14 protein-coding genes are annotated in these 12,203 nt (G+C 69.7%); 10 read left to right on the top strand and 4 right to left on the bottom strand.

Annotated elements, in window-relative coordinates; all coding sequences use genetic code 11:
• The first annotated feature begins 10 nt into the window (after nt 1-10).
• Nucleotides 11-757, top strand: a complete 747-nt coding sequence (locus BJ963_RS12220; RefSeq protein ID WP_179456937.1) for a LamG domain-containing protein — start codon at nt 11-13, stop codon at nt 755-757.
• 87 nt (nt 758-844) lie between these two features.
• Here BJ963_RS12220 and idi read toward each other — a convergent pair whose 3' ends face one another.
• Both idi and BJ963_RS12210 read right to left on the bottom strand, forming a co-directional pair.
• A complete protein-coding gene (gene idi / locus BJ963_RS12215; RefSeq protein WP_089907409.1) occupies nt 845-1,396 on the bottom strand; it encodes an isopentenyl-diphosphate Delta-isomerase in 552 nt (183 codons plus the stop codon).
• Nucleotides 1,393-2,307 (bottom strand): hypothetical protein, encoded by a 915-nt coding sequence (locus BJ963_RS12210; RefSeq protein ID WP_179456935.1) that lies wholly within the window; start codon nt 2,305-2,307, stop codon nt 1,393-1,395. The genes idi and BJ963_RS12210 overlap by 4 nt, the downstream gene beginning before the upstream one ends.
• 55 nt (nt 2,308-2,362) lie before the next feature.
• Here BJ963_RS12210 and BJ963_RS12205 point away from each other — a divergent pair, with 55 nt between their 5' ends.
• The 3 genes from BJ963_RS12205 (at nt 2,363) to BJ963_RS12195 (ending at nt 4,296) form a co-directional block, all read left to right on the top strand.
• Nucleotides 2,363-3,061, top strand: a complete 699-nt coding sequence (locus BJ963_RS12205; protein WP_246298047.1) for a MarR family winged helix-turn-helix transcriptional regulator — start codon at nt 2,363-2,365, stop codon at nt 3,059-3,061.
• Between the two features lie 150 nt (nt 3,062-3,211).
• A complete protein-coding gene (locus tag BJ963_RS12200) occupies nt 3,212-3,937 on the top strand; it encodes an alpha/beta fold hydrolase (RefSeq protein ID WP_179456933.1) in 726 nt (241 codons plus the stop codon).
• On the top strand, nt 3,937-4,296 hold the full coding sequence (locus BJ963_RS12195; protein ID WP_179456931.1) for a cupin domain-containing protein: 360 nt from the start codon (nt 3,937-3,939) through the stop codon (nt 4,294-4,296). The genes BJ963_RS12200 and BJ963_RS12195 overlap by 1 nt, the downstream gene beginning before the upstream one ends.
• A 29-nt stretch (nt 4,297-4,325) precedes the next feature.
• Here BJ963_RS12195 and BJ963_RS12190 read toward each other — a convergent pair whose 3' ends face one another.
• Nucleotides 4,326-5,756, bottom strand: a complete 1,431-nt coding sequence (locus BJ963_RS12190; protein ID WP_179456929.1) for an MFS transporter — start codon at nt 5,754-5,756, stop codon at nt 4,326-4,328.
• Nucleotides 5,757-5,902: 146 nt separating this feature from the next.
• On the opposite strand from BJ963_RS12190, the gene BJ963_RS12185 reads away from it, so the two are divergent.
• Nucleotides 5,903-6,868, top strand: coding sequence for a hypothetical protein (locus BJ963_RS12185; protein WP_179456927.1), 966 nt, complete (start codon nt 5,903-5,905; stop codon nt 6,866-6,868).
• Between the two features lie 4 nt (nt 6,869-6,872).
• Here BJ963_RS12185 and BJ963_RS12180 read toward each other — a convergent pair whose 3' ends face one another.
• Nucleotides 6,873-7,604, bottom strand: coding sequence for a GTP pyrophosphokinase (locus BJ963_RS12180; RefSeq protein WP_089907420.1), 732 nt, complete (start codon nt 7,602-7,604; stop codon nt 6,873-6,875).
• Nucleotides 7,605-8,108: 504 nt separating this feature from the next.
• Here BJ963_RS12180 and BJ963_RS12175 point away from each other — a divergent pair.
• The 5 genes from BJ963_RS12175 (at nt 8,109) to BJ963_RS12155 (ending at nt 12,195) form a co-directional block, all read left to right on the top strand.
• On the top strand, nt 8,109-8,699 hold the full coding sequence (locus BJ963_RS12175) for a hypothetical protein (RefSeq protein WP_179456925.1): 591 nt from the start codon (nt 8,109-8,111) through the stop codon (nt 8,697-8,699).
• Between the two features lie 297 nt (nt 8,700-8,996).
• A complete protein-coding gene (locus tag BJ963_RS12170; RefSeq protein ID WP_179456923.1) occupies nt 8,997-9,788 on the top strand; it encodes a peptidoglycan-binding domain-containing protein in 792 nt (263 codons plus the stop codon).
• Between the two features lie 11 nt (nt 9,789-9,799).
• Nucleotides 9,800-10,402, top strand: a complete 603-nt coding sequence (locus BJ963_RS12165; protein WP_179458123.1) for an ABC transporter ATP-binding protein — start codon at nt 9,800-9,802, stop codon at nt 10,400-10,402.
• Nucleotides 10,399-11,499 carry a hypothetical protein gene (locus BJ963_RS12160; RefSeq protein WP_179456921.1) on the top strand — a complete coding sequence of 367 codons (1,101 nt, stop codon included), beginning with the start codon at nt 10,399-10,401 and terminating at the stop codon, nt 11,497-11,499. The genes BJ963_RS12165 and BJ963_RS12160 overlap by 4 nt, the downstream gene beginning before the upstream one ends.
• A gap of 66 nt (nt 11,500-11,565) precedes the next feature.
• Nucleotides 11,566-12,195: a pyridoxal 5'-phosphate synthase gene (locus tag BJ963_RS12155; protein WP_179456919.1), complete on the top strand. Its 630-nt coding sequence runs from the start codon at nt 11,566-11,568 to the stop codon at nt 12,193-12,195.
• Nucleotides 12,196-12,203: the final 8 nt, after the last annotated feature.

Here is a 12,203-nt window from a genome sequence, read left to right as displayed (position 1 = left end):
GGGGCGCGCGGTGTTCGACGACTTCGACGAACCGCAGCTCGACCGCGCGGTCTGGCTGCCGCACTACCTGCCCGCCTGGAGCTCGCTCGCCGAGACGCGCGCCAACTACCTGATCCACGACTCCCGCCTGGAGCTGAGCATCCCGCCCGATCAGGGGCTGTGGTGCGCCGAGGAGCACCAGCCTCCGCTGCGGGTCTCCGGGCTGCAGACCGGCAATTTCTCCGGGCCGGCCGGCTCGACGATCGGACAGCAGCCGTTCCGCGAGGGGCTGCGGGTGCGCGAGGCGCAGGAGGAGTTCCGCGGCTGCCTGGTCGAGCGCGGCACGGTCGGGATGCGCGCCTCCCTCTACCTCGGCCCGCGATCGATGGCGTCGCTCTGGCTGGTCGGGTTCGAAGACGAACCGGAGCGAAGCGGCGAGCTGTGCGTGATGGAGGTGTTCGGCCGCGACGTCGAGGAGGACGCGGCGCTGGTCGGGATGGGGTTCCATGCCTTCCGCGACCCGCGCCTCGCCGAGGACTTCGAGCGCGTCCGGCTTCCGATCGACGTCACCGAGCCGCATGCCTACGAAGCCCGGTGGGATGGGGACGAGGCGAGCTTCCGGGTCGACGGCCGGGTGGTCCGGCTGCTGGACGCGCCGCCGCAGTACCCGCTGCAGCTGATGCTCGCGGTCTTCGACTTCCCGGACTGGCCGGACGAGCGCTCCGGCGGGAGCGCGTTCGTGCCGACCCTGTCGGTCGACCGGGTGTGGGCGAACTGATTCGTGCCCGCACGGATGCCCCTCCGGGCATGACGGGAACCTAGTTATCCACAGTCAATTTCACAGGTGGAAAATAATGAGCACGACTCACAGCTGACCCGAAGCTTCGAGGCTCCGGTCGGCGTAGAGGGCGGGGAGCTGGAGGGTCAGCCAGGGGCTGAAGGCCCACGGCGTCGCGTCGACCGCGGAGAGCAGCGAGCGCGGGTCGGCCCATGCCCATTCGGCGACCTCGCTCGCGGCGGGCGCCAGTTCGCCGACGACGGTGGCCGTGTAGACCGGGCACACCTCGTACTCGACGATGCCGGCGGCGTCGACCGCGCGGTACCGGAAGTCGGGGAGCGCGATCGTCAGGTTGTCGATGCGGGCGCCGAGCTCGTCCTGCGCGCGGCGGCGGACGGCCTCCTCGATCGCCTCGCCGGGGCCGGGGTGCCCGCAGAACGAGTTGGTCCACACTCCCGGCCACGTCGCCTTACTCAAAGCGCGGCGGGTGACGAGGATGCGGCCCTCTCCGTCGAAGAGGTGGCAGGAGAAGGCGAGGTGCAGGGGAGTGGACTCCGTGTGCACCGTCGCCTTGTCCGCCGTGCCGATGGGCGTGCCGTCCTCGGCGAGCAGTACGACCTCTTCGCGGGGTGGGGTCATGCGTCCATACTAGGCGCGCCATCCTGCGACCCCGCCGGGCGTCCCGGCTGCCAGCCGAGGTTGCGCGCCATGGTCTCCAGCGTGCTCATCGTGGTCGCGTAGTCCTGCTCAGAGATGCCGTTCGCCAGTTCGACCCGGACGGCCTGGACGCGGGCGAACGCCTCGTCGTGCGCAGCGCGTCCCTCGTCGGTCAGCGTGGCGCGGTCGCCGTCGAACCAGACCCAGCCGCGCTCGACGAACTCGGCGAGGACCCGGCGGACGCGGTGCGCCGCACGGCGCTCGGCGCGACCGTCGCGGTCGAACGGGTGGTGACGGTGGCCCCACGGTCCGCCGAACCCTCGAGCGGGGCCGGGGAACGCGTATCCGCCGGGGAAGGGCCCGCCGGCGTGGGCCGCGTACGGGCCGAACGGGTGGCCGGCGCGGACGGCGCCGAAGGCGAAGCCGCGGTCGAAACCGCGCTCGTAGCCGCGCTCGAAGGCGCTCGGGAGGCCGTTGTGCTCGTGGCGCTCGTGCTCGTGGCGCTCGTGCTCGTGGTGCTCGTGCTCGCCATGGTGGGCGTGCTCGTCGTGGTGCCGGTCGCCGTGGGGCCGGCGCTCGTCGCCATCGTCGGGGGAGGTCGGCCGCTCGTCCCGCGGCTCCTGGCCGCGCCAGCCCGGGTGGTACCCGTGGCCGTGGGCGAATCCGCGGCCTCCGGCGTTCTCCCGTCGATCACGCCGGCCGCCGTGGGGCAGCCGCTCGGCGAGCTCGTCGGGTGTCGCCGGCCCGTCGGCGAGGGTGTGGAGGATGCGCCAGCTTCCGCGGCGCAGCCCGAGGTCGGCCAGCGCCTCGCGCATGCGTTCGTGCTGCCGGCCTTCGATCACGCCGAACCAGTATCCGGGCGGCGTCTGTGTGGAGTCGTCGATCTTCGTCATCGCTGACTCTCCTTTCGATGTATGTACTGTTACAAGTAAATGTATAGTTACATGCATGAGCGATGGACGTCAAGAGGATGCGCCGATTCCGCCGGAAGCGGACATCGTGGCCCTGGTCGAGAACGCCCTCCTGGCGGTGCGGCGCGATCAGTCGCGCCGGCGACCGCCGTGGGGAGAGGGGATGCCGCACGGGCACGGCCACCACGAGGGCCGCGGCGGTCACTGGGGCGGTCCCTTCGGCGCCGGTCCGTTCGGCGCAGGTCCCTTCGTCCCCGGGTCCGGCGGGTCGGGCGCGACCCCGGGTGGTCCCGGTGCGCCCGGCGGCGCGCCGTTCGGAGACTCCGCTCGTCCGGGCCCCGGTCGCCGGGGGCGCGACGGCTCGCTCGGCCGCATCGCCCGGGTGCGGATGCTCGAGGCGCTGGAGGCGGCGGAGGCCGACGACCGCAATCTGTCCGTGAGCGGGGTGGCCGCCGCGATCGGTGTGGACCAGCCGCGCGCGAGCCGCCTGGTGCAGGAGGGCGTAGAGCGCGGTCTGGTGCGCCGGGTCCCTGACCCGTCCGACGCGCGCCGTGCGCTCATCCAGCTGACGAGCTCTGGCCGGGCACAGCTGAGCGAGCTGCGGTCGCACCGCCGCTCCGCCGTGGAGGCTGCACTGTCGGCGTTCACCCCGGAGGAGGCGCGCACCTTCGCGGAGCTGTTCGACCGCTTCGTCCGGGCCTGGCCGCGCCCCGGCGAGACCGAGTCTGAGAGCTGACCGGCCCCTCTTGCCGCGACCCCGGCCGCTCCCTATCCTGGGGCCCTCCCGGCTCGCGGGCGACGGCGCACCCGGTCGCAGGAACCGCCTCACCTCGCTTCGCTGACGAAGGTCGTCGAGTGGCCGGGGTGCTCAGGAACGAGACCTCCGATGACCGATGACGCCGCATCCACCCCCACCGTCGTGCTCGTGCACGGCGCCTTCGCCGACGCGGGCAGCTGGGCGGGGGTGGTCGAACTCCTGCTCGCCGAGGGCGCGAAGGTGCTGGCGCCCGCGAATCCGCTGCGCGGGCTGACCGCCGACGCCGCCTACATCCGCAGCGTGATCGAGCAGATCGACGGGCCGGTGCTGGCCGTCGGCCACTCCTATGGCGGCGCCGTGATCACCAACGCAGCGACGGGTCTCGCAAATGTGCGCGGCCTCGTCTACGTGGCCGCGTTCGCGCCGGACGAGGGCGAGGCGCTGGGGGATGTGGAGGCCGGCTCGACCGACAGCGTGCTGAACTCGGCGCTCAAACCGGCGATGTATCCGACCGACGGAGGACAGGCCCCCGAGCTCTACGTCGACCCCGCGCGGTTCCACGAGGCGTTCGCCAGCGATCTGCCCCCGGATCAGTCGGCCGTGCTCGGAGCGTCGCAGCGGCCGGTCGCCGCGGCGGCCTTCGCCGAGAAGACCGGGTCTCCTGCGTGGAAGGGCCTGCCGTCGTGGGCGGTCGTCGCCTCCGGCGACAAGGCCGCCGGAGCCGACGTGATCCGCTCCATGGCCGAACGGGCGGGCGCCGACGCGATCGAGCTCGAAGGCTCGCACGTGATCATGATCTCGCAGCCGCGGGCGGTGACCGACCACATCCTCAAGGCGCTCAGAGCGGTCTCCTGATGTCGGATGCGCTGGCCGGCCGGCTCCGGCGGACGGAGGTGCAGCACGAGCCGTCGTCGATCCCCGGGCGCGAGATCGTGCAGGTGCTGACCGAGATCCCGGAGGGGGTGGAGTCGGGATGGCACATCCACCCCGGCGAAGAGGTGGGCTACATCGTCGCCGGTGCGGTCGAGATGCGCATCCACGATCGCCCGACCCTGCACCTGAAAGCGGGCGACGGGTTCCTCATCCCGCCCGGCACCCCGCACAATGCGCGGGATGTCGGGCCCGGCACGGGCGAGATGCTCTCGACCTACATCGTCGAGGTGGGGGAGCCGCTCGCCGTCTTCGTCGACGAGGGCGACCCGGTCACCGGCTGAGCCGCGCGCCGCACGCCGCGCGACCCGCATCAGGCAGCCGAGCGGCGCGGAGCCTGCACCGGCAGCAGCAGCGCGAGCCCCGCCGCCAGCACGAGCACGATCGCCAGGATGCCCCAGTACTGCGCTCCGCCGACCGCCACGAACACCGCGAACAGGGTCGGCGCCAGGAACGACACCGCGCGCCCGGTCGTCGCGTACAGCCCGAACACCTCGCCTTCGCGTCCGGCCGGCGTGACCCGGGCCAGGAATGTACGGCTGGCCGACTGCGCCGGCCCGACGAAGAGGCAGAGCACCAGGCCGCCCACCCAGAAGGCGGCGGCGCCGAGGTCGTGCGTGAAGAACACTGCGAGGCCGGCGACGATGAGCCCGATGAGCGAGGTCACGATGACCGACTTCGGCCCGAAACGGTCGTCCAGCCGGCCGGACAGCAGCGTGCTGACCCCCGCGACGACGTTCGCCGCGATGGCGAAGATGATGACCTGTCCGCTGGTGAACCCGAAGGTGCCCTGGGCGAGGATGCCGCCGAACGTGAAGACGCCGACCAGGCCGTCGCGGAACAGGGCCGACGCGATCAGGAACAGGACCGTGTTGCGGCTCTCCTTCCAGAGCCGGCCGATGTCGCGCACCAGCACCGCGTACGAGCGGAAGAAGCCGACGCGCGGGGTGCGGGCGTTCGGCGGGATCTCGGGAACGACGAACAGCACGGGGAGCGAGAAGATCAGCGTCCAGGCCGCCGCGATCAGCGCGATGATGCGGATGTTGAGGCCGTCCTCGGTGGGGACGTGCAGCAGACCGCCCGACCCGGTCACCATCCCGAAGTAGACGATGAGGAGCAGGACGATCCCGCCCAGGTAGCCGGCGCCCCAGCCGAACCCGCTGACGCGGCCGACCGTCTTCGGCGTCGACACCTGCACGAGCATGGCGTTGTAATTGACGGTCGCGATCTCGTAGAACACCGTCCCGATCGCGACGAGGGCGACGCCCAGCAGGAAGTACGACGGCTCGCCGACCACGAAGAACATGGAGGCGGTGACCAGCACGACGACGCCGGTGTTGACGCCCAGCCACAGCTTGCGGCGTCCGGAGCCGTCCGTCCGCTGGCCGAGCACGGGCGCGAGCAGCGCGACGACGGCACCCGCCAGCCCGACGCCCCACGCGAGCCCGCTCGACAACACGGCGACAGCGGCGTCGTAGGCGGCGTGCGCCGGCCCCGAGCCGCTCGTCTCGGCATCCCGGGCGGCCACGATCGAGGGCGAGACGAAGAGGCTGCTGGTCAGATAGACCGTGAAGACGAACGTCGTGATGACCGCGTTGAAGGCGGCGCCGCCCCAGTCCCAGGCGGCCCACGCCACCACCCACCCGCGCGGGATGCGGCGGTCGGTCGCGCTGTCGGCGAAGAGCGGGCTCGCGGTCGTCACCAGGGCGTCGTCGTCGACGCCGCGGGGGTCGGCACCTGTCATAGCCACAGCGTAGGGGGTGGCGGGGAACGGCCGGTGAACGGCACGGCTCCGCGACCGCACGGTGCGCTTTTGGGTGGCCGCACGGATTCAGGGGCGCAGCGGCCCACCGGTATCGTGACGAGCATCCGACCCGTGGAGGTTCCATCGTGAGCACCGTCTCGTCCGCTCCGAACCCGTACGCCTGGGTGCGGCATCTGCTCCCCCGCGTCGTGATCGGCGCGCTGATCGCCGCCGCCCTCGTCGGCGTGTACGCCGTCATCCTCGGGCGGTTCGACGACACCTGCTGGCGGCTGATCGGCACCATCGCCCTGTTCGTCTTCTTCGCCCTGGTCTCCTGGTACGACGCCGACGTCTCGGCCCGCAGGGCGCCATGGTTCGGCGCGGTCAGCGTCGTCACCTCGGTGTACCTGTTCGGGATCGGGCTGTGGAAGGTGTGGGTCCCGGACGTGCAGCCGGTCGACGGCCTGTACGGCTCCGACGCCTACGACCCGTGGTGGCAGCCGTTCTCCTGGTTCCTGCTGGTGCTGGTGACGCGCATCGGCCTGCTCCACATCCACCTGGTGCTCAACACGCAGCGCCGGTTCACCGGGCCGATCATGAGCAAGGTCACGGTCGCCACCCTCGTGCTGGTCGGGCTGCTGACCGCCGGACTCTCGCTTCCGCTGATCTGGACGCGGGTCGACTTCGGCGAGACCTACTGGCGGCTGGTGGCGGTGGTGGCGATCCTGGATGCGCTCGGCACCGTGCTCATCCCGCTCACCTACTCGCTGTTCGGGCCGAAGGCGGTGCGTCCCGCCCCGTCCGCGTATGCGGCGCCGGCGCCCTCTGCCGGTCCGGGCGCGATGCCGTACGCGCAGCCGCCGATGCAGGCTCCCACGCAGGGCCCGGCGGTCGCGCCGCCCGCGGCGCCGGCCGGTGCTCCCGGCTGGACGCCGGCCCCACCTCCGACGCCTGCCGGAGCGCCCGGGACGGCCGCAGCACCCGCGTCTGCCTACCCGCGCCTGGACGCCTCCGGCGGCCTCCGGCTGGAATGGCCGCGCTACATCAACGGCCAGCCGCTTCCCGCACGGCCGGACGGCACCCCCGACTTCACCGGGGTCGTCGGCTACTGATCGCTCAGCGCGACGCCGGGAGGCTGTAGACGGTTCCGCGGTCGTCGCCGCGCACCTGCCGGTGCAGGTCCTCCATCGTCAGGTCGAGCTGGCTCGCCGTGCCCGCCGCGGCGGTCAGGTCGCGCAGCAGGCCGGCCGGGACCTCGCCGTCGTACTTGTAGTAGATCTTGTGCTCGAGGCTGGCCCAGAAGTCCATCGCGACCGTCCGCAGCTGCACTTCGACCGGCACCAGCACCGGCCCTTCGCTGAGGAAGACGGGCACCTCGACGATCACGTGCAGGCTCTTGTAGCCGTTCGGCTTCGGGTGCGCGATGTAGTCCTTCACCCGCAGGACGCGCACGTCGTCCTGCGCGGTGAGCAGGTCGAACACCCGGTAGACGTCGGAGACGAAGCTGCAGACGATGCGGATGCCGGCGATGTCGGTGATCGCCTCGCGGATCGCGTCGAAGCTGGGCTCGCAGTTCTTGCGGATCACCTTCTGCTCGATGCTCTCCGGCGATTTGAGGCGGCTCGAGATGTGCTCGATCGGGTTGTAGTCGTGGAGCTCGGCGAACTCCTCGCGGAGGATGCTCACCTTGGTCGAGATCTCGTCGATGCCGAACTTGTACGGCATGATGAACCGCGCGAAATCGTCCCGGAACGCCTGCACCTCGCTGAGGGTGGCGGGGTCGATGTTCTGCAGCGCCTCGATGGCGCGCGTGGAGAGAAGCGGGGCGGCGGCGGGATCCGTTTCCATGATCTCGACGCTAGCGACGGTGCTTGTGCGGCCGGTGTGAATCACTGCGGGCCGGCATTTATTGATATTGTTGTATTAATTCGTACTTCAGTTCCAATTTCTGCTACATTGTGCGTACGAATCGTCGGCGCTCGCCGGCGGGGTGATCAATAGGGAGGTCATGCGGATGGATGCACGCACGTACGGGAGCGAAGCTTCGAAGAAGACCGGCCGAAAGACCCGCGCGCTCATGGTCGCTGGGGCGACTATGGCTCTGACCTGCGGGGTCGCGACATCGGTGGCTCCGGCCAGCGCGGCTCCGTTGCCCTACCAGCACGTAGGCGTGCTGTACTCGAGCAAGATCTATCACTACGCTGACTCGTTCGGTGAGATCCGGCACTATGTGTGCGCACAAGGGAAGACCATCGTTGCGAATTGGGCCAGGCCTGGCGCGTGGTCGGACCAGGGTCTGAGCTACGCCGGTGTCACGTCGTACGGGGTCACTGGACGATAAGGAACGTCCGCATGCGGGTCTTCGTCATCGTCGGCGCGGCGGCCACAATCGTGGTCGCCGCGCTCGGGGGGTGCGCTTCGGCCGGACACCCGTCCTCCGGAGCGTCGTCCCCGGCCTTCCAAGGGCCGGTTCCGTCATTCACCGGGCCGTGGGCGTCTGAATTCGAACAGGCTTACCGCTCGACGAACAGCGACGCTGTCCATGAGATTCTCGCCAAAGGCTCGATCACGGATCGGGATTACGCCGAAGTCAGCGCTGAATATGAGCGGTGCATGGCCAACAAGGGGTTTCCCACGCGTGTTACGGGGCCTGGGGGCGAGGCTGAGATTGATGGCGGAGAGGACAGTCTGAAGGCAGACGAGGCATGCAATGGCGACTTCGCGATTATCGCTTCGCTACGTGGAAGCATCCTCCGCAATCCTCAGAATCTCGACGAGAACGAGATCGTCGTGGCCTGCCTTGTCGCCAATGGTGTGGTGCCCCAGAGCTACACGGCGAAGGAGTACGAGTCGAATCTGGAGTCGCAGACGTTTCCGTTCTCGATCGACGACGCGGAGTTCACACGATGCGCCAGGGATCCGCTGGGCCTCTCGGGTGACTAGGACATCGTGATTCGGATCTCAGGGCCGGTGGGGGGTCTTCTAGCCTTCCTCCTCCTCGCGGCGGGAGCACTTGCCGGTGCATTCGTCCTTCCTCTCTCGCCTCCACAGGGAATCGTCGCAACCGCGAATGTGTCATCTGCGTCGGCGAAGCAGCTTGACATCACCGACGACCAGGCTGCGACCCTCGCCATCACCGCGGGCCCAGAGCGGAAACTCGTGGTGAACGTATCGGGGACCTTGACGGCCACCTCGTGCACAGCGGGTGGGCGGGCCGAGTCCGGGCAGTCAGGTCTGGCGGTGAACGATGTTCCCATCATCTATCTTTCGACGCCGACTCCGCTCTGGCGCGACCTGATGGCAGGGGATCACGGTCCTGACGTCCAATCTCTTCAGGATGAACTCCGTCGACTGGGTCACGGCGTTCGCGCGGACGGACGTTTCGGACCAGACACGCTGAGATCCGTCATCGCATTGGCCAAGAATGCGGGAGTCGCGGATGTGCGCACCTGGACAAGCTTTCCCGTGTCACGATTCGCGTGGTTGCCGGCTCCGACAGTCGAAACCATGACGTGCTCCCTCCAAGTCGGCGACCAGGTCGTCGCCGGTGACGCGGTGGCGGTACTGCCGCCCGGCATCGAGAGCGCGCGGCTTTCGCCCGAGCCGCGCGATGTCGTGCCAGGCGAACGAGTCGTGGTCGTCGGTGACCTCGTCCTGCCCGTCGATGACTCGGGCAACGTAGCGTCCCCAGACGATCTCGCAAGACTTGCGGCATCGCCGGCATATGCGGCGTACGCGGCGGGCGCCACCGCGCCGCAGGCCTCGCAGGGCGGGTCCGACCTTCAGCGAAACGGTGCGGCCGGAGGGGTTCCTGTGACCTTCCGTCTGGCGCGGGGGCTGAGTGTCTACTCCGTTCCGGCGGCCGCGGTCTACGCTGCTCGAGGTCGAAGCGCCTGCGTTGTCGCCGATGGCAAGCCGGCCGCTGTGACCATAGCTTCGTCCCAGTTCGGCCAAACGCTGATCCAGCCTGAGGCGTCCCAATCGATAGCGGAGGTGTCCTTGAAGACGTCGCAGGCGCCGCCGTGCCGGTGAGATCGCGCGACATGGTTCCGCGGAATATCACCGCGACCGGGCTATCGCATGCGTTCGGGACATCACCGCCTCTGTTCTCCTCGCTGAGCTTCCGGTTGCAGCCGAATGAGGTCTATGCGCTGACGGGACCATCGGGTTCGGGTAAGAGCACCCTCCTCAGCATCCTCGCGGGCTGGACCCAACCGACATCGGGAGACATAGCGCGGGTGAACATCGAATCGATCGCCTGGGTATTTCAGAATCCCCACGGTGTCGCCGCTCGGACGGCGGAGGATCACGTCGCGCTCCCTCTCCTGGCGCGGGGTCGCGCGCACGGCGACGCACGATGCGAGGCCCGCGAGAGGTTGGCGGCGGTCGGGCTGGCCGGACGAGCGTTGGCGCGGTTCAGTGAGCTGTCAGGCGGCGAGGCACAGCGCTTGATGCTCGCACGCGGATTGGCCTCGAACCCTCACCTTCTGCTCGTCGATGAGCCGACGGCGCAGCTCGATCCGGTGACGGCCGATACCGTGAATACCGCAATCCATTCCTTGGCCGATCAGGGCGCGATCGTCGTCGTCGCGACGCACGATCAACGGACGCGTGACGCGTGTACGAGCGTTATACGGCTCGGATGACGATGCGGCTTCCCACGATCGTGCGTGAGGCCCTTCTCAATGTCCGATCGGGGACGGCGCGAGCGGGGCTCTTCGCGCTGGTGCTCGGTGCGGTGGCCGCAGTACTAGGTGGAAGCGATCTGGTGGCCATCGCATCGATTGAGCACGAAGCAGACCGATTCCGCAAGGATGGCGGGTCGACGATCATCTACCGGTTCCCGCAGGGCATCGACGGGGCGGCATGCGATGGTCTGCGCTCTGTCGACGGTGTGGCCGCCGCTGGAGCCGTTCGGCAGCGCGAGCGCGGGTACACTCCAGCTGCGCTGCCGCGTGAGCCGATCCCCACGTTCGACGTCTCCCCGGCATTCGGCGGCTTCACGGCTCTCCGCGATGAGGCCTCGGGCGCCGGGGTACTCATCTCGGAGGACGTGGCCGAAACGACGGGCGCGAGCGTCGGCACCGTGCTGCATCTCACAGATGGCCGCCCGCGGGTCACGGGGGTCTTCTCGTATCCGAATGATGGCCGAAGGCCAGGCTACGGCTATGCGATCTTCGTCCCGTCGGATGTGCTCGCGCCCTACGACGAGTGCTGGGTCGAAGCGTGGCCCGTTTCAGACCGGCTCCTCGCTGTGATGCCTACTGCCCTGGTTGGCGCTGGAAGCGCTCCAACCGCTTCCAGCGACGACACGCGGGGCCCCCAGCTTCAGCAGCTGAACGCCTCCCACGGAAGCACATTCGACGGCGCCGTCGCTTTCGAGACACGTGTTACACGAATGAGCACCGCAGTGCTCGGTCTCGTGGGCTTCGTGCTGGGAGCAGTGTCTGTCGGCCGTCGGAAGCTGGAACTAGCCAGCGGTCGTCACGCCGGTGTGAGTGCCACGGCCTCTAGTCTCCAGCTGGTCCTAGAGACGCTGGTGTGGGCGGCCATGGGTGCACTCGTCGCGCTGTCTCTCCTCTCGCTGGTCATAGCGACCGGCGGCTCCTCGTCGCCCGATGTCCTGTGTGGTGTAGCGGCCCGTGTGCTGATCGTCACTCTGATGGCGCCTGCCCTCGGGGCATTCGCTCGCGCAGCGACCATCAGGGAAGCGCACCTCTTCGCCTATTTCAAGGCGAGATAGCGACGGTGCTTGTGCGGCCGGTGTGAATCGCTGCGGGCCACGCGGTGCCGGGCCTAGGGTGACGCTATGGCCAACACGCTCACGGGAGACGCCGACCTGTTCCTGCCGGAGTTCGACGACCCGCCCGCCGAGCCGGGCGGCCTGCTCGACGAGTGGCTCCGCCGCGCGAAGGATCGCGGCGTGCGCGAGGCGCTCGCCGCGACCCTCGCGACCATCGACGAGGACGGCGCGCCGGACGCGCGCACCGTCGCACTGAGGCGGCTCACGGGCGACGGCGTCGAGTTCGGCACATCGTCGGACAGCCGGAAGGGACGCCAGCTCGCCGCCGACCCGCGCGCGGCCGTCGTGCTGTACTGGCGCGAGCTCCTGCAGCAGCTGCGGGTGACCGGACGCGTCGAGCGGCTCGGCGAGGCGGAGTCGGACGACCTGTTCTCGCGCCGCACGCGCGAGGCGCAGGCCGCCACGCTGGTGAGCGAGCAGGATGCCCCGCTCGACGACCTCGACCGGCTGCGCGACGCCGCGCGCGACGTCCTGGCCGCCGACGGCCCGATCGGCCGCCCGGAGCGCTGGTACGCGTACCGCGTGGTTCCCGAGCTGATCGAGTTCTGGCACGGCAGCCCGGACCGCCTGCACCGCCGCCTCCGCTACGTGCGGGGCGACGGGGGCGCGTGGTCGGTCTCCCGCGTGCAGCCGTAGTGGTCGGG

Source organism: Leifsonia soli (assembly GCF_013408745.1).
In the GTDB taxonomy this organism is placed as follows: Bacteria; Actinomycetota; Actinomycetes; order Actinomycetales; family Microbacteriaceae; genus Leifsonia; species Leifsonia soli.
This window is presented reverse-complemented; position numbering and strand designations above follow the sequence as displayed.